The following is a 25140-nucleotide window of genomic DNA, read 5'->3' as shown; positions in this document are numbered from 1 at the left end:
AAGACTGGATCTCCCCATGCCTTCCTTCAAGACCCTCGACGATCTCACTGACATCCGCGGCAAGCGCGTTCTCGTCCGCGTCGACCTCAACGTCCCGGTCAAGGATGGCAAGGTCACCGACACGACACGCATCGAGCGTGTGGCGCCGACGATCCTCGAACTGTCCGAGAAGGGTGCCAAGGTCATCCTTCTGGCCCATTTCGGCCGACCGAAGGAAGGCCCTTCGCCGGATCTGTCGCTGTCGCTGATCGCCCCTTCCGTCGAGGAAGTATTGGACCATGCCGTGTCGACGGCCTCCGACTGCATCGGCGATGCCGCCGCCTCCGCCGTCGCCGCGATGAATGACGGCGATATCCTGCTTCTGGAAAACACCCGCTTCCACAAGGGCGAGGAAAAGAACGACGCCGACTTCACCAAGGCGCTTGCCGCCAACGGCGACATCTATGTCAATGACGCCTTCTCCGCCGCCCACCGCGCCCATGCCTCGACCGAGGGTCTCGCCCACCATCTGCCGGCCTATGCCGGCCGCACGATGCAGGCCGAGCTGGAGGCGCTGGAAAAGGGCCTCGGCGATCCCGCCCGCCCAGTCGTCGCGATCGTCGGCGGCGCCAAGGTCTCGACCAAGATCGACCTCCTGATGAATCTCGTGAAGAAGGTCGATGCGCTCGTCATCGGCGGCGGCATGGCCAATACCTTCATCGCCGCCCGCGGCACCAATGTCGGCAAGTCGCTCTGCGAGCATGATCTCGCCGAAACCGCCAAGCAGATCATGATCGAGGCCGCAACCGCCGGCTGCGCGATCATCCTGCCGGAAGACGGCGTGATTGCCCGCGAGTTCAAGGCGGGCGCCGCCAACGAGACGGTCGATATCGACGCTATTCCCGCCGATGCCATGGTGCTCGACGTGGGACCGAAATCGGTCGAAGCCATCAACGCGTGGATCGAGCGCGCTTCGACTCTCGTCTGGAACGGCCCACTCGGCGCCTTCGAGATCGAGCCTTTTGATGCAGCAACCGTCGCTGCCGCGAAATACGCCGCTGAGCGCACTGCGGCCGGCAAGCTCACCTCCGTTGCCGGCGGCGGCGACACGGTGTCTGCGCTGAACCATGCCGGCGTTGCCGGCGATTTCACCTATGTCTCCACAGCCGGCGGCGCTTTCCTCGAATGGATGGAAGGCAAGGAGCTTCCCGGCGTCGCCGTCCTCAACGCCGCTCGGTAACGAGCCTGTGCATCGGCCTGACAATCGGGCCGATGCGTCCGTGTTGAAATGTTGCAGCGTCGTTGGTGCTTCAAAAAGGCGCGCGGCGCTGAAAGCCGATTTGACAGGTTTTACATGTGGATAGACCGCGTGAGCCAAAGCGCTTCCGCGGTCTTTTGCTCACGCGGCGGAAAAAATCCCATTTTTTCAAACGATTGAATTGATTTCAATCGTTTCAGTGACTTAGCCTTCCATTTTCCTCTCTATAAACTTCTGTTATCGCCGTCCTATATTCTTAAACTGCCGATGTTTAATGCTGTGGAGAGAACGAGAATGAGCGAACGACTGGAAGACATTGCCGTGCAGATGGTTGCGGGCGGCCGGGGACTGCTTGCGGCAGATGAATCGACCTCCACCATCAAGAAGCGTTTCGACACGATCGACCTGGAATCGACCGAGACCAGCCGCCGCGATTACCGCGAGATGCTCTTCCGCTCCGACGAGGCGATGAAGAAATATATCTCCGGCGTCATCCTCTACGAAGAGACGCTGTTCCAGAAGGCTGCAGACGGCACGCCTTTCGTCGACATCATCCGCGCTGCCGGCTCCATTCCTGGCATCAAGGTCGATACTGGCGCCAAGCCGATGGCCAACTATCCTGGCGAAACCATCACCGAAGGCCTCGATGGGCTCGGCGAGCGCCTCGCCCGCTATTATGAGGCCGGCGCCCGTTTCGCCAAGTGGCGCGGCGTCATCGCCATCTCGTCGTCGCTGCCGACCCGCGGCTCCGTCCGCGCCAACGCTCAGGCGCTCGCCCGTTATGCCGCACTCTGCCAGGAGGCCAAGATCGTGCCGATCGTCGAGCCGGAATGCCTGATGGACGGCAAGCCGGGCGACCACACGATTGACCGCTGCGCCGAAGTCACCGAATCCACGCTCCGCATCGTTTTTGAGGAACTGGCCGATGCCCGCGTCAGCCTCGAAGGCATGATCCTGAAGCCGAACATGGTCATCGACGGCAAGAACGCCCGCAAGGCCTCGGTCGCGGAAGTGGCCGAGCGTACCGTGCAGGTGCTGAAGCGCACGGTTCCTTCAGCGGTTCCCGGCATCGCCTTCCTCTCCGGCGGCCAGTCGACCGAAGAGGCGAGCGCACACCTTTCCGCCATCAACGCAACCGCCGACTTGCCCTGGTTGGTCACCTTCTCCTACGGCCGCGCCCTGCAAGACAGCGCGCTCAAGGCCTGGAACGGCAAGCCTGAGAACGTCGCCGCCGGCCAGCGCGAATTCACCCACCGCGCCGAGATGAACAGCCTCGCCGCCAAGGGCAGCTGGAAGAAGGACCTAGAAAAGGCCGCCTGATTTTTGCGCTTAAGATTGCGCGGGGGCGGCAACCGCAACGTTGCGGCCCCTGCCCCACCCTCTCTTTCTCCCTTCCTGTGCTCGTCACGGGAATGGAGAGACGCCGCCCTTCCCATACGACGGATCGCCAGCAAGGGTACGCAAGAAATCAGCTCGACGCGAGATTGCCCCCTCATTGTCACGGCGACAAGAAACCGCTTCGTCCAGTCAAAAACCGTGATTATTCATAGCGGCAGCCGCAACAGGAGCCGCCATGGACACCCTCTCCTACGTCACCCTCGATGTCTTCACCTCCACCCGTTTCGAGGGCAACCCGCTTGCCGTGATCTCCGATGCGCGGGGTCTGAGCGATGCGGCGATGCAGAGGATCGCCACCGAGTTCAACTATTCCGAGGTGACCTTCGTCCTGCCGCCTGAAGACCCCGAGAACTCCGCCCGGGTGCGCATCTTCACCCCGACGATGGAAATACCCTTTGCCGGCCATCCGAATGTCGGCACCGCTTATGTGCTCGGCCAGCAGGCGGAGATCTTCGGCAAGCCGGTCGGCGAGAAGCTGCGCTTCGAGGAAGAAGCCGGAATCGTCGAGGTCAGCCTCAAACGCAGCGGCGGAAAGGTCGCGGCAACAGCCATCCGCGCGCCACAGCCGCTGGCGATCGGCGATGCCATTGCCGAGGAAACCATCGCCCGCTGCATTGGGCTCGAGCCCGGCGCCGTCGTTAAGACCAGCCACGTGCCGGTCTTTGCCTCGGTCGGCCTGAATTTCGCCATTGCCGAACTGAGCGGACTTGAAGCACTGGCCGCCGCCCGCCCGAACCTTGCCGGTTTCCAGGCGGCCGCCGGTCGGCAGACGACGAGCGGCCACGACTTCTCGCTCTTCCTCTATGTCAGGACACCCGAAGATCCCTGGGAGGTCCGCGCCCGCATGTTCGCGCCGCTCGACAACGTGCCCGAAGATCCAGCGACCGGCAGCGCTTCGGCCGCACTCGGCGCCTATCTCGTCTCGCTTGCGCCGGACTCCGACATGGACGTCCGCATCACCATCGAACAGGGCGTCGAAATGGGTCGCCGCAGCATCATCGCACTCGATGTCGCGAAATCTGGCGGCATCGTCACCGATGTCGTCATCTCGGGAAGCTGCGTTTCCGTCATGCGCGGAGAAATTATCTTGCAGGCCTGACGATTGCTCCTGCATCTAGGATTACATCAGGAAATCGCGCGATAGCAGCGCCAATGCCCAGACCGCGAAAGCGATCAGCGCGATCTTCCAGAAATCCATCCGCCGCCTGAGGCCGGGAAGCCCGAGCGGCTTGATCACCTGTATCGCCATGGCAAGGATGAGCAGCAAGGCTATCAGCTTTGTCATGCTTTATTTTTTCCGTTTTTCGGAATGTCACAGGACGGACATTTTTCCGCGCGAACAAGAGGATCTCGACACGCCGTAAAGAAATTCCGGGGCACAATCAATCATCTTGAGGCTGGGCCGACTGAGGTCGTGCCTTATGTCCATTGCAAATCGCTTAAGACCGAGTCTGGGGAAATGAAGAGAAATCTGCTGTCCGTCGCCGCGCTGCTGTTTGGCACACTCTTCCTTTTCATGGGCAATGGTCTGCAGGGCATCCTGCTTCCCGTGCGCGGCAATCTCGAAGGCTACGCCACGACGACGCTCGGCCTGCTCGGTACGTCCTGGGCGGGGGGCTTCGTCATCGGCTGCCTGGTGGCGCCGAAACTGGTGCGCCGCGTCGGCCACGTGCGCGCCTTCTCCGGCTTCATTTCGATCATCGCCATTATCGCGCTGGTCAGCGGCATTATCATCGATCCGATCTGGTGGGTGATCTTGCGCGCCGTCACCGGCTTCTCCACCGCCGGCACCTCGATGATCATCGAAAGCTGGCTGAACGAGCGCGCCAGTAACGAGAGCCGCGGCGCGATCTTCTCGCTCTACATCGGCATCACGCTGCTCGGTGTCGTCGGCGGCCAGATGATGATCCCGCTCGAGGATGTGCGCACGCCGGTGCTGTTCATGATCTGCGGCATTTTCTATTGCATCGCCATGCTGCCGACGACGCTTTCGACCGCCGCTTCGCCGCAGCCGCTGAAGGCGGTACGCCTCGACCTGCCGGCGCTTTACCGCAATTCGCCGGTCTCCTGCCTCGGCATCCTGCTCGTCGGCATCGCCAATGGCGCCTATGGTACGCTCGGCGCCGTCTTCGGCGCCGGCGCCGGCCTCTCCGACACCAGCATCGCCGTCATGATGAGCGCCACCATCTTCGCCGGCGCCATGATGCAGCTGCCCGCCGGCCGGCTTTCCGATCGCATCGACCGGCGCTATGTGCTCGCCGCGATGTCGGCGATCGCCGCCCTTGCCGGCTTGCTGATCTTTTTGCTCCACCCGACGTCGCCCGCCCTGCTGATTGGGCTCGTTGTCCTTTACGGCGCGGTGGCCAATACGCTCTATCCGATCGCTGTCGCCCACGCGAACGACTTCGCGGCGTCGGAAGATTTCGTGAAGGTCTCCGGCGGTCTGCTGCTGCTCTACGGCATCGGCACGGTGATCGGCCCGACGATCGGCGGCCCCGTCATGTCGGTGATCACCCCGCATGCGCTTTTCCTCGTCACTGCCATCTCCCACGTGCTGATCACCGTTTACGCCATCATCCGGAGCCGCATCCGCGCCGCCGTTCCGGCCAGCGACCGCGACGCCTATACGACGATTCCGACCGGCACCTCGCCGATGCTGACGCCGCAAAGCATGTCGCTTGCCGATCGCGGCCCCAAACCTCCCGAAACTGGCAAATCTCCTGAAACCGGGAAGTCTCCCGAAAGCGGCGATCCTGCTGTAAAGTTCGGCTAGCAGTTCCAGGAAAAGCGCGAAGGGTTTTCCCGGGAATTGCTCCAGACAGCAAACGGAGGACGAACCATGAGCTTTATCGATGACGACCGGCCGCAAAAGAAGACCGCCCACGAAATCGGCGCCGATCTCGCCATGCTTTCGGTGGACGAGCTGAAGGCTCGGGTGGAATTGCTGAAGACGGAGATCGCCCGTCTCGAAGCCGAGGCCACCCGCAAGGCCTCCGGACGGCAGGCGGCGGAAAATTTCTTCCGCTCGTGATCCGATAAACCCCAGAAAACGAGGCGATAGGCGGACAAAATCAGCCGGCCCTAAGTCTTACTTCGGCACAATGTTAATAATATATTAAGCTTTATAAGATATTACTGTACTCATCCAGATTTTCTCTGGATTTCAGACAGTTTTCCAAGCGGTGAATTGGTCTGATTTTTCTCCCTGTTTTACCTTGAGAGCCGCTTTTGCGGCTCTTCTTTTTCCCATGGCCGGCGCATTTCCACGAAACTGTGGAGATTAACCCTTTCTTAAGAAACGGCTTGCGCATTTGGGCTAATGATACCATCTTAAAGTCATAAAGACCGGCACAGGAAACTTTTCCGTCTGTGCCGGCGTTACCTGAATTATAAGTAGCTGCGTGCAACAGGGACTCTTGCGATGTCGGAAGTTGGATTGAACACGATCAGTTTTGCGGGCCGCGCCGCGGCATCCTCGCAGTTCAAGGCACTTTATGCGGAAGGCATGTCGCTGGTCGAAGAAACTGCCGCCTATCTCGACGGCCAGGGCCGCGCCGCTTCAAAGGTTCTGCCACGGATGGCCTCGGTTCTCTACGCCGCGGAATCGATGCGTCTCACCACTCGCTTGATGCAGATGGCCTCCTGGCTGCTGTTGCAGCGCGCCGTCAACAATGGCGAAATGTCTCGGGACCAGGTGCTGGCAGAGAAGAACAAGGTTCGCCTCGACGGCTTCAACGTTGACCGCGCCGCGCCCGGCTGGAGCGACTTGCCGGAATCCTTCCGCGACCTCGTCGAACGCTCGCTGCGTCTGCAGAACCGCATTGCTTTGCTCGACCGCGAGATCTACCGCCCGTCCGAAGCCGTGATCGTTCACGACAATCAGAACAGCGTCCAGGCCCAGCTTTCCCTGCTGCAGACTGCCTTCGGCAACAACTGACCGGATCTGCGAGAATTCCATACAAACCGGCTGCGTCCGACGCGGCCGGTTTTCTTTTGCCTGAACGCCGGCTTCCCGAACACGCAAAAAAGCCCGGCAAAACCGGGCTCTTTTCGAATTCCGTCAGCAGAAGCGATTAGAGGCCGAGGCCGCCGAAACGCTTGTTGAACTTGGAGACGCGGCCGCCGCGGTCCATGAGCTGCTGGTTGCCGCCGGTCCACGCCGGGTGCGACTTGGAATCGATTTCGAGGTTCATAACAGCGCCTTCCGAACCCCAAGTCGAGCGGGTTTCGTATTCGGTGCCATCGGTCATGACCACCTTGATCATGTGATAGTCGGGATGGATGCCTGCCTTCATAACAATCTTCCTGCGATACCGGAGTTCAATTTGCCGCATGCAGTTGCGGCCACCGAACCGATTGAATAAATGAAGCCGCAGTCGTGATGGCTACGGCTTCCCATTAGGATGGCGTGCCTATACATGAAGGGCGCCTAGATAACAAGAGCCAACAGCCCGCATTGCGCGGGTTCTGAAGGTGATCGGAGACGATTTGGCAGAGCAGCAGGCACAGGCTGAGGAAAACAAAAGGCGGTCGCTACGGCCGCTCGGCAGGCTGACGCCCTACGTCATGCGTTATCGCGGCCTGGTGGCCGGTGCGCTGACGTCGCTGGCGCTTGCCGCCATCACCTCGCTGGCGCTGCCGCTCGCCGTACGTCGTATGATCGATCACGGCTTCACCCAGTCCGACGGTCGCTTCATCAACAGCTACTTCGCCATGCTGATGATCATGGCTGTCGTTCTCGCGGTCGCAAGCGCACTGCGCTATTATTTCGTCATCACCATCGGCGAGCGCATTGTCGCCGATCTCCGCCGCGATGTCTTTTCTCATGTGACGCGGCTGTCGCCTTCGTTCTTCGACGTCAACCAGTCCGGCGAGATCGTCTCGCGCCTGACCGCCGATACGACGCAGATCAAATCCGCCGTCGGCGCCACGGCCTCGGTGGCGCTCAGAAACCTCATCCTCTGTATCGGCGCGATGGGCATGATGATCGTCACCTCGCCGAAGCTTTCGAGCCTCGTCATCGGGGCGATTCCGCTGATCGTCTTCCCGCTCGTCGCCTTCGGCCGCTCGGTACGCAAACGCTCCCGCGCCGCCCAGGACACGCTTGCCGATGCCTCCGCCTTTGCCAACGAGACGATCGCCGCGACCCGCACCGTCCAGGCCTTCAACGGCGAGGATGCCGCAGCTACGCGTTACGGTGCCGCCGTCGAATCCGCCTATGAAGCGGCCCGCGCCGCCATCCGCTCGCGCGCACTGCTAACCGGGATCGCCATCACGCTGATCTTCGGCAGCGTCGTCGCCGTGCTCTGGGTCGGCGCCCACAACGTGCTTGCCGGCACGCTTTCGGCTGGCACGCTCGGCCAGTTCCTGCTCTATGCGGTCATCTCAGCCGGTTCGCTGGGCGCGCTGTCGGAAGTCTGGGGTGAACTCTCGCAGGCCGCCGGTGCCGCCGACCGGCTAACCGAGCTTCTCGACGAAGTCTCGCCGATCGCTGCCCCCGCCCATCCGCAAGCTCTTCCTTCGCCCAGCCTTGGCCGTGTCGAATTTTCCAACGTGCATTTTGCCTATCCCTCGCGCCCCGGCAGGTCGGCGCTGCATGGCTTGAGCTTCGCTGTTGCACCGGGCGAGACCGTTGCCATCGTTGGGCCTTCCGGTGCCGGCAAGAGCACCGTTTTTTCGCTGCTGTTGCGCTTCTACGATCCGCAGCAGGGCAGCGTGACGATCGATGGTGTCGACGCGCAGATGACGACCCCCGACGAGTTGCGCCGTCGCATTGCCATCGTGCCGCAGGATGTCACCATCTTTGCCGCCTCGATCCACGACAACATCGCCTTCGGCCGTCCCGGAGCCTCGCGTGACGAGGTCCGTGCCGCAGCCCTTGCCGCCCAGGCCGACGAGTTCATCACCCGGCTGGATCAGGGTTATGAGACCGAGGTCGGCGAACGCGGCGTGACGCTCTCCGGCGGCCAGCGCCAACGCATCGCCATCGCTCGTGCCATCCTGAAGAACGCGCCCGTGCTGCTGCTCGACGAGGCAACCTCCGCGCTTGACGCCGAAAGCGAGACACTGGTGCAAAAGGCGCTCGACGGCCTTGTCGACGGCCGCACGACGCTCGTCATCGCCCATCGCCTCGCAACCGTGTTGAATGCTGACCGCATCCTCGTCATGGATCAGGGTCGCGTCGTTGAGGAGGGCACGCATCAGAGCCTGATCCGCCACGGCGGCATCTATGCACGGCTGGCGCGGCTGCAATTCGACGCCGCCAACGAGGATGTGCTCGCCGCGGCGAAATAGGCCGCCATGCGCTTCTCCGCCGATAGCGACTAAAGTCTGACCTCTCACGCGCCTGCCCGCGGTTGTCATTCGCGTCTCCTGCCCTACCCTCTTCATGCCCCGGGGTGGGGATATCGCTGTTGAAATTCTTGGGAGAAGATAGGAATGGCGCCTTTCGATATGACGCGACGTGCGGGCCTTGCGCTCGGGTTCGGTCTGCTTGCGGCCTTTGCATCAGGCGCGTCTGCCGCGGCTGCGGATTTTCCCGACCGGGCGATCACCATGGTCGTGCCCTTCGCGGCCGGCGGCTCGACCGATGTGGTTGCCCGCATCGTCGCACAGAAGATGTCGGAGGATCTCGGCCAGCAGGTGATCGTCCAGAACGTCGCCGGCGCCGGCGGCAATCTCGGCGCTGGCAACGTCGCCCGCGCAGAACCCGACGGCTACACCATTCTGATGGGCACCGTCGCGACCCACGCGCTCAATCCCCTGATCCTCAAATCGACTCCCTATGATCCCGAGAAGGATTTCGCGCCGGTCTCGCTGCTTGTCGTCGTGCCGAACGTGCTGGTCGTCAATCCGGAATTGCCGGCAAAGACCGTGCAGGAGCTGATCGCACTGCTGAAGGCCGAGCCCGACAAATACAGCTATGCCTCGTCGGGCAACGGCACGCCGCTGCATCTGTCCGGCGAACTGTTCAAGTCCATGGCTGGCGTCAGCATGCAGCATATTCCCTATAAGGGCGCCGGCCCGGCCTTGAACGACGTGATCGGCAATCAGGTGCCGATCATGTTCGACAACCTGCCCTCGTCATCGAGCCATATCAAGGCCGGCACTCTACGGGCGCTGGCGGTGACCACGGCCAAACGCGCGCCCTCCTTCCCCGATGTGCCGACGGTCGCCGAGTCAGGCATACCGGGTTATGAGACCTACACCTGGAATGCGCTTTTCGCCCCGGCCAAGACGCCGAACGAGGTTGTGACGCGCCTCAACGCCTCGGCCAAAAAGGCGCTCGCCGACCCCGCCGTTGCCGAACGGATGAAGGAATTCAGCGCCACCATCGTCGGCTCGACGCCGGATGAACTCGCCGCCCATGTCAAGGCCGAGCTCGCCAAATGGGGCCCAGTGGTCAAAGGCGCAAACATCCAGATGGAATGACGTCGGCGGCTGCAGAACGCTCTAAGCAGCCAATTCTAATTAAGGCAGTGGAAAAGCTCGCCATTTTGATCTAGCCTCCCTGACGCTGATGGTTGCAATTCAGCGTTTCGGGAGACATCCATGTATAAATTCGAAGTTTATAAGGATAAAGCCGGCGAGTTCCGCTTCCGCTTCAAGGCATCGAACGGGGAAACCATGTTCCTTTCCGAGGGCTACAAGGCGAAGGCGTCCGCCATGAGTGCCATCGAATCGATCAAGAAGAACACGCCCAGCGCCGACGTCGTCGACCAGACGAAGGCCGAAGCCTGAGCAGAAGCAGCGGCGGCGCAAAACGCCGCCCTGCCCCTCCGCGCGATAAGCCGGCGCCTCGAGCCCGGCCTGTTTGCCTGTGGCTCGCGCCATTTTTCTTTTTTGCAGAATTGTTGAAAACCATGTCGAAATGACCGCTGGTCTGGCCTCATTGTCTCGGAACGGCTGAACCGCTCCACCGGGCGTCACGACCTACGGGATATTCCCCTGTCGCGATGCCCGGATCAACGCCACAACGAGATCAGGAGTTTCCCATGCAATATGCTCTCATCATCCGCGAAGCCCCCGAAGATTTCGCCCGTCGCAACGATCCCGCCTATCGCGACGGCTGGGTCGCCTACAGCAAGGCGCTTGCCCAAGCAGGAATCATGACCGGCGGCGCTGGATTGACAGCGCCCGAGACCGGCACGGTCATACGCCGCAAAGGCGAGGATCACGACGTTCAGGACGGTCCCTATCCGGAAGGTAAGGAACAGCTCGGTGGCTTTTATCTGATCGACGTTCCCGACATCGACACCGCACTCGAATGGGCGACCCGCGTGCCGATCTCCGACAAGGGTTCGGTCGAAGTGCGCCCGCGCCTGCAGATGTGAGTCTGCGATGCCGCCCGATGCCGGACGCGCCGCCGAACAGGTGGCGCGTCAGTCCTACGGCAAGCTGATCGCCTTCCTTGCCGCCCACTCGCGTGATGTGCCGGCGGCGGAAGACGCATTGTCGGAAGCGCTGGCTTCGGCTCTTCGCGTCTGGCCCGAGCGGGGCGTACCCGACAAGCCGGAAGCCTGGCTGCTGGTGGCCGCACGTCGCAACCTGACTCAGGCGGCCCGTCACCGCACCGTCGCGGCCAACGCGCAAACGACGATAAGGGTCGCCTTCGAGGAGGCGGAGGAACGCATGAACGAGACCGGCCACGCCCTCTTTCCCGACGAGCGGCTGAAGCTGCTCTTCGTCTGCACTCATCCTGCCATCGACAGCTCCGTGCATACGGCGCTGATGCTGCAGACCGTTCTCGGTATCGAGGCGAAAACCATCGCACGAGCATTCGTTGTTTCACCGGAGGCGATGAGCCAGCGGCTGGTGCGGGCCAAAGTGAAGATCCGCGATGCCGGCATTCCCTTCGACGTTCCCGCTCGCCACGCCCTTCCGAAGCGGCTCGCTGCCGTACTTTCGGCGATCTACGCCGCCTACGGCCTCGGGTGGGACGGTCTCGACGGCGAGGAAGAGCGCCATTCGCTTGCCGGCGAAGCGATCTGGCTCGGCCGCGCGCTGCTGGCGGTGTTGCCCGATGAACCGGAAGCGATGGGCCTCCTGTCGCTGATGCTTCACTGCGAAGCTCGCCGCAGCGCCCGGCGCGACTTTAATGGCCGCTATGTACCGCTGGACGAGCAGGATACGGCGGCCTGGAACGTGAACATGATCACCGAGGCGGATGCACTGCTGCGAAAGGCCGGAGATTTCGACCGTTTCGGTCCTTTTCAGTGCCAGGCTGCGATCCAATCCGTGCATGCGGCGCGCCGGCTTTCGGGAACGACCGACTGGCAGGCGTTGACGACACTCTACGCGGCGCTGGTGACGATGAAACCCACGCTCGGCGCACGCGTCGCCCAAGCGGCAGTGCTCGGCAGGGCATTGAGCGCCTCCGCCGGCCTGGAGCAACTCGACAGGCTCGATCCGCGCGATACCGCGGCCTATCAACCCTATTGGGCCGTACGGGCCTTTCTTCTGGCACGAGCAGGAGACGATGCCGCAGCAGTCGACGCCTATTTGACCGCAATCGGTCTCAGTGACAGCTCCGCCGTGCGTGACTTTCTCACCGCCCGGCTGAACGAAGCGCGGCGAGCCACGCCGGGCTGATCATTTCTCGGTCAGCTTCAGCTCGATGCGGCGGTTGGTGGAGCGTGCATCCGGCGTGTCGCCGGGCGCAATCGGCTGGAACTCGCCGAAGCCGGCGGCAACCAGCCGGTCGGCTGGCACACCCTGTGCAATCAGGAACTTGACAACCGAAATCGCGCGCGCCGAGGAGAGTTCCCAATTGTCGCGATAGCGGCCGGTCCCGGCAAGCGGCACATTGTCGGTATGGCCGTCGACGCGCAGCACCCAGTTGATCTCCGGTGGAATCTCCTTGGAGAGATCGAGAAGGGCGGCCGCGAGTTTGCCCATTTCGGTCTGCCCCTCGGGGTTGAGATCAGCGCCGCCCGAGGGAAACAGCACTTCCGATTGGAAGACGAACCGGTCGCCGACGATGCGGATATTCTCGCGGTCCGAAAGGATCTCGCGCAGGCGGCCGAAGAAGTCGGAACGGTAACGGTTCAGCTCCTGCACGCGGGCGGCGAGCGCAACGTTGAGGCGGCTGCCGAGATCGGCGATCTTGGTCTGCGAGACCCGGTCTTTCTCCTCCGAAGCCTGAAGGGCTGCTTCGACGGCGGCGATCTGGCTGCGAAGTGCTGCAATCTGCTGGTTCAAGAGTTCGACCTGGCTCAGCGCCCGCTCGCTCACCTGCTTCTGCTCGTCGAGCTCCTGTGTCATCGAGCCGATCTTCTTCTGTGCTACGTCCTGGCCGCCGGACCCGGCATTCAGCAATGCTTGCAGCCGCGAACGATCGCCCTCGGCACTGGCGAGCGAAGCCTGCAGATTGGCAACCGAATCCTGGAGGTCCTGATTGCTGCCCTTTTCAAGCGCAAGAAGCTGCGTCAACTCGTTGATCTGGCTGTTGAGGCGACTGAGCACCTCATCACGTCCGGTGATCTCGCGGCTGAGGATGAACTGCCCGACGACGAAGACCGTCAGCACGAACATGATCGAGATGAGCAGCGTCGACAGCGCATCGACGAAGCCCGGCCAATAATCCACCGTGCGTTCACGGCGCCGGTTGCGGGCAAGAGCCATGGCTTACTTGCCCTCGCTCTTTTCTGCCTGGCTGGCGCGTTCGCGCATGCGCTCGCCCCGGTCGCTGGCGCGCTCCTGCGTGCCGATGCGTTCGGCAAGCCGGTCGAGCGTGCGGCGCATCGCCTTGGCCTCGTCCTGCTGTGCCTCGATCCAGTCGCGCAGCATCTGCTGCTCGTTGCGCATGTTCTTGACCAGGCCCTGAATACCTTCGGCAAGGCTGGCCATGGCGGCGACGGAGCGCTGGCTGCCGGCGCCGCCTTCTTCGGAGACCTTGCGCAGATGTTCGGAGAGAGCGCGCATGTCGTCCGAGGAAGCGCCTGCAACGGCGTCGAGGGCCGGCGCCAGATCGGACCCGACATCGGTGACCGAGGACAGCCAGTTTTCCAGCTCCATGTAGAAACGGTTCTGCGCGCGGCCGGCCTGAAGATCGAGGAAGCCGAGAATGAGCGAACCGGAAAGGCCGAGCAGCGAGGAGGAGAAAGCCTGACCCATGCCCGAAAGCGGCGTGGAAAGCCCTTCCTTCAGCGCTGAGAGCACATCCCCCGTCCCGTTCGAGCCGGCATCGAGCGACTGGATGACCATGCTGATCGAACCGATCGTGCCGATCAGGCCCCAGAAGGTACCGAGCAGACCGAGGAAGACAAGGAGACCGATGAGATAGCGCGAGACGTCGCGCGATTCGTCGAGGCGGCTGGCAACCGAATCGAGGATCGAGCGCAGCGCCGTCGTCGAAAGCGCGACCGAGGACTTGCGGCTGCCGATCAGCGCCCGCATCGGCGCGAGCAGCCGCGGATTGCGGTTGACCTTGTCGGCGCTGCCGGCGGCGCGGAACGAATTGAACCAGCGCACTTCGGGGCGAAGCGCCAGCACATGGCTGAAAACAAGAATGATTCCGACTGCGAGAACGCCGACGATCAGGCCGTTAAGGCCCGGATTGTGCATGAAGGCGGTTTGCGTCTGCCGGAAGAGGATGGCAGCGATAAAGCCGACGATGACGAGGAAAAGCAGCATCGTCCAGAGGAAGGGCATGGGGCTCGAAAGCCTGTAGGCATAACCGCCGGCCGTCTTTTCGGTGGAGCCGATCTCCGCCACATTCACATTTTCCATAGGGTCCGCTGCCTCCGGAGTCATTACGCGCGGAGACTAGAGCAACATTGTGCCGAATTGAAGTATGCCGAGGCGAAAACCGTGACTTTACAACAGCCGGATTTTCACTCGCCTATTTGGCGGGAATCGGTCGCTTGACGACTTCGATCAGCGCCTTGTGGATGGCTTCGTTGCCGGCGACGATCGCGCCGCTCTCCAGAATGGCCGTCCCGCCGTCCCAATCGGTGGCGAACCCGCCGGCTTCGCGGATGAGCAGGATGCCGGCTGCCATGTCCCACGGCGCAAGCTCGGCTTCCCAGAAACCGTCGAAACGTCCGGCGGCGACATAGGCGAGATCGAGCGTCGGCGATCCCAAGCGGCGGATGCCCGCCACCTCGCCCATCACGTGGCGAAGCTCGACCAGGAACTTGCCGTGATTGCGCTTGCCGAGCGCCGGCACGCCGCAGCCGATGACGCAATCCGAAAGCGCGCGGCGCGCGGCGACCCGCAGACGCCGGTCGTTGAGGAAGGCGCCGCCGCCGCGCTCGGCGGTATAGAGCTCATCGGTCGCCGGATTGAAGATGACGGCGGCAACAATTTCGCCATTGCGTTCGAGCGCGATCGAAACGGCGAAGGCCGGGATGCCGTGCAGGAAATTCGTCGTGCCGTCGAGCGGGTCGACGATCCAGCGATGCGCGCCGTCCGTGCCTTTGATCTCCTCGCTTTCCTCCCCGAGGAAGCCATAGGTCGGGCGCGCCTTGAGCAGCTCTTCCCTGACGATCTTTTCGGCCTTGCGGTCGGCGGTGGAAACGAAATCGCCCGGTCCCTTGACGGAAACCTGCAGGTTCTGCACTTCGCCGAAATCACGCCCCAGCGATTTTCCTGCCTTGAGGGCAGCCTGAACCATGACATTGAGAAGAGCTGAACGGGCCATCGGCGCAATTTTCCTTGGGACTGATACGAGGTGCGCGCTGCCAGGGGCGGGAAGTGTCCCTGAACATGCATGACAGGCAGCGCTGCATAGATTGGCGGCCTCAAGACCACAAAATCGGGTAAATTTCAAGGGGACGCGCGCATGGCTGCCCTGCAGCGCCGGAAACCGCCGGCAGCGGTGGGTTCCCGTGAAGCCGATCTTAGAACTTCTGCTGCGTCATCAGCACTTCGCGAGCGATCTGATCGAGCGGCAGGACGGTCGACGCCGCCCTTGGCGATCGCCTCCTTTAAAAGCAGTAGGTTAAGCACTATTCACCAGCTACGAGGTTCGGACGGCGCGCCATCCACATGTTTCGTTAATCACAACGCTGACGAGTCTGGCGCGTTTACCGGGCGTTTCCACCCTGCTCGTAGAAATAGAGTCTGATAAGCATGGGCTTTAAGAAAAGGTATAGATGTTGGCACACGCTCCGGTAACACCGACCGCTGCAGCCTACACATCCGGACGGGACATCAGCCTGACTCTGGAATCCGCCCGCAGCAAGGTCGAGGAACGTTTTCGCGAAGGCAGCACCGTGCTGCTTTCGATGATGGATGTTCTCAACCGCCTGTTGAATTCTCTCGAGAGCGTCAGCATGGCGCTCGACAATACGGAGTCGAGCGATACCAGCGCCGATCTCCGCGCCACGGTGGAAAGCCTGACGGCGATCACCGAGGCAAACCGCCAGCAGGCGCTCGTCTCGCTGGCGCAGACGGGCAGAGAGCTGCGCAAGCACGTCTCCGACATGCAGGAGACGATGCGTTATCTCAGAACCTTCGCCGTCACCGTGAAGATCACCGGCGCCGGTCTTGCCGAATTCGCCGGCTTCGCACAGGAGATCCTCGAGCGGATTTATTCCGGCACCGATGAGGTCAACCGGTTCGCCACGCATCTCGACAGCCTCGACAAGGAGGTCAAACTTGCCGCCTCCTTCGGCGCCAGCGTCTCCAAGGGTTACGCCGATACAGTTCCGGCCGTCGCCGCAGCCCTGCGCGACGATGCCGCCAAGATCGCCGAACACCGCAAAGATCTCGGCGTCATCGCCCGCGAGGTCGGCGCGATTGCCCGAGGCGTCCAGAGCAAGGTCGCCTCGACGCTGTCTGCCCTGCAGATCGGCGACATCACCCGTCAGCGCATCGAGCACGTGCAGGCCACCCTTGCGCAACTTGAGGATTTTTTCGCCGGCGAAGAGGGCGGGAAGTTCGATGCCAGCGCGCGCAAGCGCCTGCAGAATGTCGTGCACCATCTGACCGCGGCGCAGATGAGCGACATGTGCGCCAATTTCCACCGGGATTCAGAGAATGTCGTCAAGACGATCGCCAGTTTCGACCACGACATGCGGGAGATCCTCAAGCTGCGCGACCAGATGAGCGGTGAGAGCAGCGAAGCCGGCGGCAACTTCATGCGCGCGCTGGAATCCAGCGTCTCGGCCGCTCACGAAATCGTCAAGCAAGTCGACGTGGCAAGCCGGCAGGCCGACCAGGTGAGCCAGTCGACATCAGGCACGGCGGCTAAGCTCTCCGAGTCGATCGCCAACATCCGCGCCGTCAAGACCGACATCCATTATATGGCTTTGAATACCAACCTGCGCTGCAGCCGCCTTGGCGAGGAAGGCAGGTCGATCAACGTCGTCACCGCCGAGCTGCGCATCTTCGCGGGCAAGCTCGACGATTCCGCCGACGCCATCGTCAGCGGCCTCCCGGCGCTCGAAGCCGCAGCCGGGAACGTCGCCCCGGCCGCTGATACCGGGGCCGGCGGCCTTGGAGAGAGCCTGACGTCGGCCGTCGGCAACATCCGCTCCGCAGCCAATGTGATGGAAAACGAGCTCAAGATTCTCGCCGAAAACGGCCGCGAGGTCGCCACCAAGATCAGCCTGCTGATCGGCAAGCTCGACTTCCAGCGCGATCTCGGCGACGTCCTTGCCCGCTGCGCCGACCTGCTCGAAGCCGTTGCCGGCAGTGAGATCGCCGATATCTCCGATCTCACGGACGTGATCGCGCCGCTCGACCGCCAGATCTTCAAGCACTACACCATGGCCCAGGAGCGCAATATCCATCGCGACATCATTCCGGCGAGAGAAGAAAGCACCCCGGCGCCCGCCGAGACCGTCAAAGCCGAAAACGACGAGGATCTTTTCGCCGACGCGCTTTTCTAAAGCGCGTCGTATGAATCACGTTTTATGCGACGCGCTTTGGAGCAATTTCAGCAAATTTGCGCCCGCTATCGCCGGCGGAATTTGTTGGCAGCCTCGATCGCCGCTTTCTGCTGATCGTCTTCGATGCCGAGATAGAAATCCTCGAGCGACGGATCGGCGAGCCCCGCGCGGCGCGACAGGACGTACCACTTCGCCGCCTCGACCGGGTCGGGCGCCGTGCCGATGGCATTGATATAAAGGTGGGCGAGCTTGTTCTGTGCGACGACGTTGCCGCCATTGGCCGCAAGTTTCAGCCATTCGAAGCCCTTGACGTAATCCTTCGGCCCACCGACGCCGTTGACGAGCCAGATGCCGAGATCGAGCTGGGCCGTGTCGAAACCGGCGCGCGCCGCACGTGCCATCCATTCGCGGGCAAGCTGCTTCTTTTCTTCAGGCAGGTCCTTGAGCGTCGCATAGATCTGCGCCACGGCATATTGCGAATCGGCAATGCCTTGCTCGGCCGATTTCTCGTAGAATGGCAGCGCGAGCCTCAGTCCCTTTTCGCCGGGATTGTCGGCGATGAGAAGCTGCGCCCAGTTAAATTCCGCCGAAGGATTGCCGGCCTCGGCCGCCTTGCGCATGTAGTCGTCGGCCTTGGCCTTATCGCGCGGCACGCCCTGGCCTTCCATCAGGATCAGCGCATATTTAAACATTGCCACTGCATCGCCGCCTTCGGCCGCCTTGCCGTACCAGAAGGCAGCATTCTTCACGTCCTTCTTGACACCAAGCCCCTGCGAGAGGATTTCGCCGATCAGTGTCTGCGCCGCCGCATCGCCAAGCTGGGCACGCGGCAGCGCCTTGTCCATTGCCGTCAGGTAATAACCGCGCTGGAAGGCGCCGTAAGCCTCGTCGACAGGTCCCTTGTAGTCCTTCTCCGGCGGCAGGTCCGGCAGCTTCGCACCCATGCGATCGAACACGCCGACACCATCGGAGGGCCGCACATCAGGGCCGGAGGGCCGGTCGGTGCGGAAGGTCGAAGCCGGCGCCGAGCCCGGCTGGCTGATGACACTGTCGGTGGCCTGAGCCAAGACGACACCCGGCCCGGCCGCAGCGGAGGCGGCCATGCTGGCAAGGATCAATTTCAACAGGCGGGCGGTCAGGATCGGCATGAGCGCGATTTCAATCCTCAAACCGTGGCGCTTTTTCGTCAAGCAAGGCGTTGACTTCAGCAACGATAGACGGCGCCCGGCTGGGCTCGCCGAAGACCGCCAGCCGCAGCGCCACGAACTCCGCGCCGGTCTCGGCGACGGCAAGCGCCGAAGCCGGATCGGTGCCGCCCATGACGATGCAGGGAATCTCGATCATCGAGGCCCACCATTCGCCGAGCGCAAGGTTCTTCGGATGCGCCTCCGGCTTGATATCGCCGTCGAGCTTGCCGAAGAAGATATAGTCCGGCCTGGCTTCGCCGATCTCAAGAGCCTTGTGCCGGTCAGCTGCGTTGCCGCCACCGACGATCAGCTTCGGCGCATGTTTTTCGATTGCTTCCGAAAGTGCCTCGGCATTGCCGGAAAGGTGCAGGCCGTCGGCCTTTGCCCGTCCCGCCACGCGGCTGTCGCCCGCAATCAGCGCGGCGGCCCCGGCATCCTGGATTAGGGGCACCAGCTTCTCGGCATGTTTCTGGAAGGTGCCGTCGTCGAGGCCGTATTGCGGCACGATCACCGATGCGACATCGCCGCCCTTCAGCGCGTCGGCAACGATGCTTGCCCGTTCATCGGCATCGGCAATCTCGGGTGCGATGAGCACAAGGCGGCAGCGGTTTTCCGGTTCGGTCATGAGGTCTTTCCGTTTCCTGCGAATTCCCCTTCGAAAGGAGGGATGCGCACTCGTTTTGTGTGAGTAGTTCCGTTAGACGAGGCTGGCAAGAGGAGGATGCCGAAAGCATGCCGCAGGATTTGTCATTCTACTACGCCGCCGTGCCCGCCGTTCTGCTGGTGGGCCTCGCGAAGGGCGGCATGGGCGACGCTTTGTCGCTGATCGGCCTGCCCTTCCTCGCCCTCGTCGTCTCGCCTGTCGAGGCGGCGGCGATCCTGCTGCCGATCCTGGTCTTCATGGACATGATCTCGCTCGTCATTTGGCGCCGACATGGCGACGGGGCGACGCTGAAAATCATGCTGCCGGGCGCAGTCTTCGGCATCGCGCTCGGCTGGGCGACCGCCGCGCTCGTTCCGGGCAACATGCTGCGCATCGTCATCGGGGCTGTGACCATCCTCTTCTGCCTGCGCTATTTTTGGAACAATTACGGCCCGGGCGCCGGCAAGGTTGTCCCGCCGCGCGGCCAGCGGCCGAAGGTCGCCGGCCTTTGGAGTACATTTTCCGGCTACGGCAGCTTTGTCGCCCATGCAGGAGGCGCCCCCTTCCAGATCTATGCCCTGCCGCTCAAGCTGCAACCACGCGATTATACCGGCACCAGCGTGCGCTTTTTCGCGATTCTCAACGCCATCAAGCTCATCCCCTACTTCGCGCTCGGCCAGCTCGACACCCAGAATCTCGCGACCTCCGCGACGCTTCTACCCTTCGCCCCGCTCGCCACCCTTGCCGGCGCCTGGTGCGTGCGCCGCATGAAGCCGGCGGTCTTCTATCCCTTCATGTATGCGATGGCCCTGATCGCGGCCTTGCTGATCGTGCGCGAGGGTCTTGGCTGGTAAGGCCGCAGCAGTACGCTGCAATGCACAATTTCCTTGCTGGAACGCCCGGTTTGACGTAGCTTTCCCGTTATGTCGAACACGGACCCTTTCTCTGCGATTGCCGATCCGAACCGGCGTTTTCTGCTGGAGGAATTGCGTCGTGCGCCGCGGACCGTCAACGAACTGGCCGAGGGCCTGCCGATCAGCCGCCCCGCCGTGTCGCAACACCTGAAGGCGCTGCTCGACAGCAATCTCGTCTCGGTGACCTCGGACGGCACGAAACGCATCTACACGGTCAACAACCGCGGTTTCGACAAGCTCAATTTATGGCTGGATCAGTTCTGGGCTTGAAGCGGGCTCACATTTCAGCACCGCCCATCATATGCATGCGACTTGAAGCGCGGCACACGCAAAAGCGCCAGCCGCAATGCCGCTGGCATCGGGCTGGCGCAATTCTGGTGTAAAATCACCGGGTCTTGCTGATTTTAGGCGGAATGGATGGATTTACCTTTTCTTTCGCAAGATGATCGACCGGCGACCCTTGGGAAGATCAGTGGACGGACGACTTGAGACGCATAATCTCGTCCTTGATGCGCAGCTTGCGGCGCTTGCATTCGGCAATTTCCGTATCGGAGATAGAGGGAGCTGTTCTGAGCGCGTGCAACTCCTCCTCGAGAGCAACATGCTTTTTCTGGAGTGATTCAAGATGAGCTTGAACTGTCATTTGACCCTTCCTTCCTCTTACCCTCCCCGGCCAACATCGTCGGGGATCAAGGTGTCAACGCGGCGGACTGTGACATATTTTTGACGGCTTGTCGAAGGCCAAAAGATGAAGACAGGATGGCAATTTCATGATCAAGACTAACTAGCCGTTACCCGTATTTGGTGATAGGAGCTTGCGGAAATCATCGGCAGATCGGACAAGGTCCGAGGACGATAACGGGGAATGCATATGGCCGATCAGGAACAGGCGGAAATCAGGCTCACCGTGGCGCGGCTGCGCCAAGAGCACGAGGATTTCGACGCCGCGATCAACGCCATGATCCAGATCGGATGCGATGCTCTGCGGATTCAGCGCATGAAGAAGAAGAAGCTCGTCATCAAGGACAGGCTTTCGAAGCTGGAAGATCAGATCATCCCTGACATCATCGCCTGAGGGGATAGCAACAATGATGACAGACAGACCATCCGTCGCCATCATCATGGGCAGCCAGTCCGACTGGGAGACCATGAAGAACGCCGCCGACACGCTGGAGGCGCTGGAGATCCCGTATGATGCGCGCATCATTTCGGCGCATCGCACAGTCGACCGGCTGGTCAATTTTGCCAAGGGTGCGCGGGCGGAGGGCTTCAAGGTCATCATCGCCGGCGCCGGCGGCGCCGCCCACCTGCCGGGTATGACCGCATCGATGACACCGCTGCCGGTTTTTGGCGTGCCGGTCCAGTCCAAAACCATGTCCGGCCAGGACAGCCTTCTTTCCATCGTGCAGATGCCGGCCGGCATTCCAGTCGGAACGCTCGCCATCGGTAAGGCCGGCGCGGTCAACGCCGCCCTTCTCGCCGCCGCCGTCCTCGCCCTTTCCGACGAAGAAATCGCCGACCGGCTCGACGAGTGGCGCGAGCGCCAGAGTGCTGCCGTCGCCGAATACCCGATGGACGACCTATGACGGCAAAGACCATCGGCATCATCGGCGGCGGCCAGCTCGGCCGCATGCTGGCCATTGCTGCCGCCAGGTTGAACTTTCGCACGGTCATTCTCGAGCCGCAGGCGGACTGCCCGGCGGCCCAACTCGCCAACCGGCAGATTACCGCCGCCTATGACGACCCGATGGCCCTGGTCGAGCTGGCGGATATCTGCGATGTCGTCACCTACGAATTCGAGAACGTGCCCGTCACAGCCGCCGAGACGCTCGCGGCAAGCGTGCCGGTCTATCCGCCGCCGAAGGCGCTAGAGGCCGCCCAGGACCGCCTCGTCGAAAAGCGCTTTCTCAATGGCTGCGGCATATCAACCGCCCGCTTCCACGCGGTCGACAGCCAGGCCGATCTCGAACTGGCGCTTGAGGATTTCGGCGGCCAGGGCGTGCTGAAGACGCGCCGCCTCGGTTATGACGGCAAGGGCCAGAAGGTTTTCCGCTCAGTGGCCGACAGCGCTGATGGCGCCTATGCCGCGCTCGGCGCCGTGCCGCTCATCCTCGAAAGTTTTGTCGCCTTCGAGCGCGAGGTCTCGATCATCGCCGCCCGCGCCACCGACGGTACGGTCGTCTGCTTCGACCCCGCCGCGAATGTCCATCGCAACGGCATCCTCCACACCTCGACGGTTCCCGCCGCAATCTCCGCGCAGACAGCCGAAGCCGCACGCCGATCGGCCGAAACGATCCTCGCCGCATTGAACTATGTCGGCGTTATCGGCATCGAGTTTTTCGTGCTTGCCGATGGCAGCCTGATTGCCAACGAGATGGCGCCGCGTGTCCACAACTCCGGCCACTGGACGGAGGCCGCCTGCGTCGTCAGCCAGTTCGAGCAGCATATCCGTGCCGTCGCCGGCCTGTCGCTCGGCAATGCAGATCGCCATTCCGACTGCGTCCTGCAGAACCTGATCGGCGACGATATCCTGGCCGTTCCCGACTGGCTGCGGCGCCCGGATACGCTCGTTCATCTCTACGGCAAGACCGAATGGCGCCCCGGCCGGAAGATGGGCCATGTCACCACCTTGACGCCGAAATCGTCGATTTCCAACTGAGAAAACACCGCTGCGCCTTGGGAAAAACACCGTCATGCGGTTGACATGGTGGAGGTGACGGGGTATCTGCTCCCCCACCTAAAGAGCGCGCCCCGATGGCGCGCTTTTGATTGTTAAAGATACGGGCGAATGTGAATTCCCCCATAGAGATCGCGGATCAGAAAAATGAAGATCAAGAATTCGCTCAAGTCGCTCAAGGCTCGTCACCGTGACAACCGTCTGGTTCGCCGCAAGGGCCGCATCTACATCATCAACAAGCTGAACCCGCGCTTCAAGGCCCGTCAGGGCTGATTTCGCGCGTCCGGATCGCCTTGCCGCGCCATTTGCGCCGGCAGATATATCCGGGGGGTCGCTGCGGTGATCACGTCAAATTTGTTTGATCTTCGGCGTTGGCGGGCTAATATGTCCGCCATGCGCTTTTTTGCTTTGACGTCAGCGGCGCTGCCGCTCGCCCTCATCTTGTTCACTTCGACCTTTCCGGCCACTGCGGCGGAAAAGGACCGTATCGTCGAGCAGGCGGACGTCAACTCTTCACCGAAACAGCACCTCGACCAGCTCTTTGCCCAGCTGAAACGGGAGCGCGACCCCGACAAGGCCAGCGGCATCGCCAATGAGATCCGCATGGAATGGAACGATTCCGGCAGCGCCACCGTCAACCTGCTGATGCAGTGGGCCGACAAGGCGATCGAGGAAAAGCGCAATCCCGCCGCCCTCGATTTTCTCGACGAGGCGATTGCGCTGAAGCCGGATTATGCCGAAAGCTGGAACCGCCGCGCGACGCTGAACTTCGTCATGGGCAATTATCGCAAGTCGATGTCCGACATCGAACGTGTGCTCGATCTCGAGCCGCGCCATTTCGGCGCGCTCTCCGGGATGGCGGCGATCCTCAGCAACTCCGGCAACGACCAGCTGACCTTGAAGGCTTGGGAGCGTTTTCTCGACGTCTATCCCGCCGAGCGCACCGCGCAGGAACAGGCCAACACGCTTGCGGAAAGACTCGCCGGCAACCGCACTTGATCTCGGCGCGCCCGAGCTTGACGCTCCGCCGCACCGCGCAAATTTAGAGGAAAACGGCGCGGTTCTTCACCCGCCCCTCGTAAGAATCGCCACAACACGCCCATAAAGCTCATGCTTGCCGAAGTTTCCGCTCTTGTCGCCCCGCTCGCCGCCGCCATCGGATACACCTCCTACAAGGCGCGGCAATTCGAACAGACCTATCCGAATATCGGCGAACTGACGGATGTCGGCGGTTACCGCATGAACGCCGTCCACGTCGAGCGTCCGGAACAGGCCGACCTGCCGGCCCTCGTCTTCATTCACGGCGCCAGCGGCAATCTGCTCGACCAAGTGGTCGCCTTCCGCGCCGCGCTCGAAGGCCGGGCGGAAATGCTGTTCGTCGATCGTCCCGGCCACGGTTATTCCGAACGCGGTGGTGCTGACAACGCTGTTCCCTCCGGTCAGGCCGATGCGATCGCCAAGCTGATGGAAAAGCGCGGCATTGAAAAGGCTGTCATCGTCGGCCATTCCTTCGGCGGCGCGATCACTGCCGCTTTCGGCCTGCGCCATCCTGATAAGACCGCCGGCCTGCTCTTTCTCGCACCCGCCACCCACCCCTGGCCGGGCGGCATCGACTGGTACTATCATGTCGCCACCGTGCCGGTCCTCGGCTGGCTCTTCAACCACGCGATCGTCGTGCCGCTTGGGCTGAGCCGGCTGGAACGTGGGACGCGGAACGTTTTCTACCCCAATCCGCGCCCGGTCGATTACATCGAAAAGACCGGCCCGTCGCTGGTGCTGCGGCCGAACGCTTTCCATCACAACGCCGCCGATTTTAAGAGGCTGCTCGCCTATGTGAAGGAGCAGTCGCCGCTCTATGCGCAGATCACCGCGCCGACCGTCATCATAACAGGCGACAGCGACGAGATCGTCTGGGAGCACCTGCATTCGCGCGGCCTGGCCCGCGATATAACAGGTTCCGAGCTCGTCACCGTTCGCGGCGTCGGCCACAAGCCGGATTATCTCGCAACCGATGTCGCCATCGCCGCCATCGAGAAGATATCAGGCAAGCCGCGCGACCTTCAGGCAATCGCCCGCAGGGCCGAGGAGCGGCTCGCCGCAGGATTGCGTGACCGGACCGTCGCGACGGCGCCGTCGTTGAGGCCGGACGCCCTGCACGGCGCCTGACGCCCCCCGCTTGCGAACTCGGTACATTAAACCAAACCGTTGCATTGCCTCGCGCTACCGCAGCCCCATATGTTTTCCATC

28 protein-coding genes are annotated in these 25140 nt (G+C 62.2%); 20 read left to right on the top strand and 8 right to left on the bottom strand.

From position 1 onward, the window contains the following. Positions 1-16 precede the first annotated feature (16 nt). The 3 genes from FFM81_RS03455 to FFM81_RS03445 all read left to right on the top strand — a co-directional run bounded on the left by FFM81_RS03455 (position 17) and on the right by FFM81_RS03445 (position 3734). Positions 17-1219: a phosphoglycerate kinase gene (locus FFM81_RS03455; RefSeq protein ID WP_003566398.1), complete on the top strand. Its 1203-nt coding sequence runs from the start codon at positions 17-19 to the stop codon at positions 1217-1219. A gap of 312 nt (positions 1220-1531) precedes the next feature. Continuing rightward, on the top strand, positions 1532-2557 hold the full coding sequence (locus FFM81_RS03450) for a class I fructose-bisphosphate aldolase (protein WP_138385347.1): 1026 nt from the start codon (positions 1532-1534) through the stop codon (positions 2555-2557). Positions 2558-2810: 253 nt separating this feature from the next. After that, a complete protein-coding gene (locus FFM81_RS03445) occupies positions 2811-3734 on the top strand; it encodes a PhzF family phenazine biosynthesis protein (protein ID WP_003566403.1) in 924 nt (307 codons plus the stop codon). Between the two features lie 21 nt (positions 3735-3755). On the opposite strand, the gene FFM81_RS03440 is transcribed toward FFM81_RS03445, so the two are convergent. Continuing rightward, complete coding sequence (locus FFM81_RS03440; protein ID WP_003566405.1) at positions 3756-3920, bottom strand: hypothetical protein; 165 nt, start codon at positions 3918-3920, stop codon at positions 3756-3758. 174 nt (positions 3921-4094) lie between these two features. Here FFM81_RS03440 and FFM81_RS03435 point away from each other — a divergent pair, with 174 nt between their 5' ends. The 3 genes from FFM81_RS03435 (at position 4095) to rcdA (ending at position 6572) form a co-directional block, all read left to right on the top strand. Next, complete coding sequence (locus tag FFM81_RS03435; RefSeq protein ID WP_003566407.1) at positions 4095-5408, top strand: MFS transporter; 1314 nt, start codon at positions 4095-4097, stop codon at positions 5406-5408. A gap of 66 nt (positions 5409-5474) precedes the next feature. Continuing rightward, positions 5475-5666 carry a DUF1192 domain-containing protein gene (locus FFM81_RS03430; protein WP_003566409.1) on the top strand — a complete coding sequence of 64 codons (192 nt, stop codon included), beginning with the start codon at positions 5475-5477 and terminating at the stop codon, positions 5664-5666. A 390-nt stretch (positions 5667-6056) separates the two neighbouring features. Then, entirely contained in the window at positions 6057-6572 is a 516-nt protein-coding gene (gene rcdA / locus FFM81_RS03425; protein WP_003566411.1) for a protease adaptor protein RcdA, read from the top strand. 136 nt (positions 6573-6708) lie between these two features. On the opposite strand, the gene rpmE is transcribed toward rcdA, so the two are convergent. After that, positions 6709-6930 carry a 50S ribosomal protein L31 gene (rpmE, locus tag FFM81_RS03420; RefSeq protein WP_003566413.1) on the bottom strand — a complete coding sequence of 74 codons (222 nt, stop codon included), beginning with the start codon at positions 6928-6930 and terminating at the stop codon, positions 6709-6711. A gap of 271 nt (positions 6931-7201) precedes the next feature. On the opposite strand from rpmE, the gene FFM81_RS03415 reads away from it, so the two are divergent. The 5 genes from FFM81_RS03415 to FFM81_RS03395 all read left to right on the top strand — a co-directional run bounded on the left by FFM81_RS03415 (position 7202) and on the right by FFM81_RS03395 (position 12226). Next, positions 7202-8929 carry an ABC transporter transmembrane domain-containing protein gene (locus FFM81_RS03415; protein ID WP_246401192.1) on the top strand — a complete coding sequence of 576 codons (1728 nt, stop codon included), beginning with the start codon at positions 7202-7204 and terminating at the stop codon, positions 8927-8929. Between the two features lie 144 nt (positions 8930-9073). Then, entirely contained in the window at positions 9074-10066 is a 993-nt protein-coding gene (locus FFM81_RS03410; RefSeq protein ID WP_003566417.1) for a Bug family tripartite tricarboxylate transporter substrate binding protein, read from the top strand. Positions 10067-10186: 120 nt separating this feature from the next. Further along, positions 10187-10375, top strand: a complete 189-nt coding sequence (locus tag FFM81_RS03405) for a YegP family protein (RefSeq protein ID WP_003566419.1) — start codon at positions 10187-10189, stop codon at positions 10373-10375. Positions 10376-10629: 254 nt separating this feature from the next. Then, positions 10630-10968 carry a YciI family protein gene (locus FFM81_RS03400; RefSeq protein WP_003566421.1) on the top strand — a complete coding sequence of 113 codons (339 nt, stop codon included), beginning with the start codon at positions 10630-10632 and terminating at the stop codon, positions 10966-10968. 7 nt (positions 10969-10975) lie between these two features. After that, positions 10976-12226 (top strand): RNA polymerase sigma factor, encoded by a 1251-nt coding sequence (locus tag FFM81_RS03395; protein ID WP_025417014.1) that lies wholly within the window; start codon positions 10976-10978, stop codon positions 12224-12226. Here FFM81_RS03395 and FFM81_RS03390 read toward each other — a convergent pair whose 3' ends face one another. The 3 genes from FFM81_RS03390 to FFM81_RS03380 form a co-directional block, all read right to left on the bottom strand. Further along, positions 12227-13258, bottom strand: coding sequence for a peptidoglycan -binding protein (locus tag FFM81_RS03390; protein ID WP_003566425.1), 1032 nt, complete (start codon positions 13256-13258; stop codon positions 12227-12229). It abuts the gene before it with no gap. Between the two features lie 3 nt (positions 13259-13261). Next, positions 13262-14365 carry a MotA/TolQ/ExbB proton channel family protein gene (locus FFM81_RS03385; RefSeq protein ID WP_003566427.1) on the bottom strand — a complete coding sequence of 368 codons (1104 nt, stop codon included), beginning with the start codon at positions 14363-14365 and terminating at the stop codon, positions 13262-13264. Between the two features lie 112 nt (positions 14366-14477). Next, positions 14478-15278: an inositol monophosphatase family protein gene (locus FFM81_RS03380; protein WP_003566429.1), complete on the bottom strand. Its 801-nt coding sequence runs from the start codon at positions 15276-15278 to the stop codon at positions 14478-14480. 457 nt (positions 15279-15735) lie between these two features. On the opposite strand from FFM81_RS03380, the gene FFM81_RS03375 reads away from it, so the two are divergent. Then, a complete protein-coding gene (locus FFM81_RS03375) occupies positions 15736-17472 on the top strand; it encodes a chemotaxis protein (RefSeq protein WP_173883812.1) in 1737 nt (578 codons plus the stop codon). A 65-nt stretch (positions 17473-17537) separates the two neighbouring features. Here FFM81_RS03375 and FFM81_RS03370 read toward each other — a convergent pair whose 3' ends face one another. Together FFM81_RS03370 and FFM81_RS03365 are read right to left on the bottom strand one after the other, a co-directional pair. After that, a complete protein-coding gene (locus FFM81_RS03370) occupies positions 17538-18620 on the bottom strand; it encodes a tetratricopeptide repeat protein (RefSeq protein WP_003566433.1) in 1083 nt (360 codons plus the stop codon). Between the two features lie 10 nt (positions 18621-18630). Further along, positions 18631-19284 carry a thiamine phosphate synthase gene (locus FFM81_RS03365; protein ID WP_003566435.1) on the bottom strand — a complete coding sequence of 218 codons (654 nt, stop codon included), beginning with the start codon at positions 19282-19284 and terminating at the stop codon, positions 18631-18633. A 107-nt stretch (positions 19285-19391) separates the two neighbouring features. Between FFM81_RS03365 and FFM81_RS03360 the strand changes: the two genes are divergently transcribed. Together FFM81_RS03360 and FFM81_RS03355 are read left to right on the top strand one after the other, a co-directional pair. Beyond that, a complete protein-coding gene (locus FFM81_RS03360; protein ID WP_003566437.1) occupies positions 19392-20156 on the top strand; it encodes a sulfite exporter TauE/SafE family protein in 765 nt (254 codons plus the stop codon). Between the two features lie 69 nt (positions 20157-20225). Further along, positions 20226-20486: an ArsR/SmtB family transcription factor gene (locus tag FFM81_RS03355; RefSeq protein ID WP_003566439.1), complete on the top strand. Its 261-nt coding sequence runs from the start codon at positions 20226-20228 to the stop codon at positions 20484-20486. Between the two features lie 199 nt (positions 20487-20685). Here the strand turns inward: FFM81_RS03355 and FFM81_RS03350 are convergent, their stop codons facing one another. Then, entirely contained in the window at positions 20686-20859 is a 174-nt protein-coding gene (locus FFM81_RS03350; protein ID WP_003566443.1) for a YdcH family protein, read from the bottom strand. 228 nt (positions 20860-21087) lie between these two features. Between FFM81_RS03350 and FFM81_RS03345 the strand changes: the two genes are divergently transcribed. The 6 genes from FFM81_RS03345 (at position 21088) to FFM81_RS03320 (ending at position 25059) form a co-directional block, all read left to right on the top strand. Next, entirely contained in the window at positions 21088-21291 is a 204-nt protein-coding gene (locus tag FFM81_RS03345; RefSeq protein WP_003566445.1) for a YdcH family protein, read from the top strand. Between the two features lie 16 nt (positions 21292-21307). Then, the gene (gene purE / locus FFM81_RS03340) at positions 21308-21802 is read left to right on the top strand and encodes a 5-(carboxyamino)imidazole ribonucleotide mutase (RefSeq protein ID WP_025417017.1); all 495 of its coding nucleotides are present in this window, start codon (positions 21308-21310) and stop codon (positions 21800-21802) included. Further along, entirely contained in the window at positions 21799-22875 is a 1077-nt protein-coding gene (locus tag FFM81_RS03335) for a 5-(carboxyamino)imidazole ribonucleotide synthase (protein ID WP_097533154.1), read from the top strand. The genes purE and FFM81_RS03335 overlap by 4 nt, the downstream gene beginning before the upstream one ends. Before the next feature lie 165 nt (positions 22876-23040). Next, the gene (gene ykgO / locus FFM81_RS03330; protein WP_003566454.1) at positions 23041-23166 is read left to right on the top strand and encodes a type B 50S ribosomal protein L36; all 126 of its coding nucleotides are present in this window, start codon (positions 23041-23043) and stop codon (positions 23164-23166) included. 111 nt (positions 23167-23277) lie between these two features. After that, positions 23278-23892 (top strand): tetratricopeptide repeat protein, encoded by a 615-nt coding sequence (locus FFM81_RS03325; protein WP_003566456.1) that lies wholly within the window; start codon positions 23278-23280, stop codon positions 23890-23892. Positions 23893-24003: 111 nt separating this feature from the next. Beyond that, a complete protein-coding gene (locus FFM81_RS03320) occupies positions 24004-25059 on the top strand; it encodes an alpha/beta fold hydrolase (RefSeq protein WP_097533153.1) in 1056 nt (351 codons plus the stop codon). Positions 25060-25140: the final 81 nt, after the last annotated feature.

The organism is Rhizobium hidalgonense (assembly GCF_005862185.2).
GTDB classification, from domain to species: domain Bacteria; phylum Pseudomonadota; class Alphaproteobacteria; order Rhizobiales; family Rhizobiaceae; genus Rhizobium; species Rhizobium hidalgonense.
Note: the sequence above shows the minus strand (reverse complement) of the source record. Positions and strands in the feature narration are given on the sequence as shown.

Bases quoted from the DNA above. Each gene is read 5' to 3' on its own strand.
- FFM81_RS03455 (WP_003566398.1), top strand. From the start codon at position 17: ATGCCTTCCTTCAAGACCCTCGACGATCTCACTGACATCCGCGGCAAG.
- FFM81_RS03450 (WP_138385347.1), top strand. From the start codon at position 1,532: ATGAGCGAACGACTGGAAGACATTGCCGTGCAGATGGTTGCGGGCGGC.
- FFM81_RS03445 (WP_003566403.1), top strand. From the start codon at position 2,811: ATGGACACCCTCTCCTACGTCACCCTCGATGTCTTCACCTCCACCCGT.
- FFM81_RS03440 (WP_003566405.1), bottom strand. From the start codon at position 3,920: ATGACAAAGCTGATAGCCTTGCTGCTCATCCTTGCCATGGCGATACAG.
- FFM81_RS03435 (WP_003566407.1), top strand. From the start codon at position 4,095: ATGAAGAGAAATCTGCTGTCCGTCGCCGCGCTGCTGTTTGGCACACTC.
- FFM81_RS03430 (WP_003566409.1), top strand. From the start codon at position 5,475: ATGAGCTTTATCGATGACGACCGGCCGCAAAAGAAGACCGCCCACGAA.
- rcdA (WP_003566411.1), top strand. From the start codon at position 6,057: ATGTCGGAAGTTGGATTGAACACGATCAGTTTTGCGGGCCGCGCCGCG.
- rpmE (WP_003566413.1), bottom strand. From the start codon at position 6,930: ATGAAGGCAGGCATCCATCCCGACTATCACATGATCAAGGTGGTCATG.
- FFM81_RS03415 (WP_246401192.1), top strand. From the start codon at position 7,202: ATGCGTTATCGCGGCCTGGTGGCCGGTGCGCTGACGTCGCTGGCGCTT.
- FFM81_RS03410 (WP_003566417.1), top strand. From the start codon at position 9,074: ATGGCGCCTTTCGATATGACGCGACGTGCGGGCCTTGCGCTCGGGTTC.
- FFM81_RS03405 (WP_003566419.1), top strand. From the start codon at position 10,187: ATGTATAAATTCGAAGTTTATAAGGATAAAGCCGGCGAGTTCCGCTTC.
- FFM81_RS03400 (WP_003566421.1), top strand. From the start codon at position 10,630: ATGCAATATGCTCTCATCATCCGCGAAGCCCCCGAAGATTTCGCCCGT.
- FFM81_RS03395 (WP_025417014.1), top strand. From the start codon at position 10,976: ATGCCGCCCGATGCCGGACGCGCCGCCGAACAGGTGGCGCGTCAGTCC.
- FFM81_RS03390 (WP_003566425.1), bottom strand. From the start codon at position 13,258: ATGGCTCTTGCCCGCAACCGGCGCCGTGAACGCACGGTGGATTATTGG.
- FFM81_RS03385 (WP_003566427.1), bottom strand. From the start codon at position 14,365: ATGGAAAATGTGAATGTGGCGGAGATCGGCTCCACCGAAAAGACGGCC.
- FFM81_RS03380 (WP_003566429.1), bottom strand. From the start codon at position 15,278: ATGGCCCGTTCAGCTCTTCTCAATGTCATGGTTCAGGCTGCCCTCAAG.
- FFM81_RS03370 (WP_003566433.1), bottom strand. From the start codon at position 18,620: ATGCCGATCCTGACCGCCCGCCTGTTGAAATTGATCCTTGCCAGCATG.
- FFM81_RS03365 (WP_003566435.1), bottom strand. From the start codon at position 19,284: ATGACCGAACCGGAAAACCGCTGCCGCCTTGTGCTCATCGCACCCGAG.
- FFM81_RS03360 (WP_003566437.1), top strand. From the start codon at position 19,392: ATGCCGCAGGATTTGTCATTCTACTACGCCGCCGTGCCCGCCGTTCTG.
- FFM81_RS03355 (WP_003566439.1), top strand. From the start codon at position 20,226: ATGTCGAACACGGACCCTTTCTCTGCGATTGCCGATCCGAACCGGCGT.
- FFM81_RS03350 (WP_003566443.1), bottom strand. From the start codon at position 20,859: ATGACAGTTCAAGCTCATCTTGAATCACTCCAGAAAAAGCATGTTGCT.
- FFM81_RS03345 (WP_003566445.1), top strand. From the start codon at position 21,088: ATGGCCGATCAGGAACAGGCGGAAATCAGGCTCACCGTGGCGCGGCTG.
- purE (WP_025417017.1), top strand. From the start codon at position 21,308: ATGACAGACAGACCATCCGTCGCCATCATCATGGGCAGCCAGTCCGAC.
- FFM81_RS03335 (WP_097533154.1), top strand. From the start codon at position 21,799: ATGACGGCAAAGACCATCGGCATCATCGGCGGCGGCCAGCTCGGCCGC.
- ykgO (WP_003566454.1), top strand. From the start codon at position 23,041: ATGAAGATCAAGAATTCGCTCAAGTCGCTCAAGGCTCGTCACCGTGAC.
- FFM81_RS03325 (WP_003566456.1), top strand. From the start codon at position 23,278: ATGTCCGCCATGCGCTTTTTTGCTTTGACGTCAGCGGCGCTGCCGCTC.
- FFM81_RS03320 (WP_097533153.1), top strand. From the start codon at position 24,004: ATGCTTGCCGAAGTTTCCGCTCTTGTCGCCCCGCTCGCCGCCGCCATC.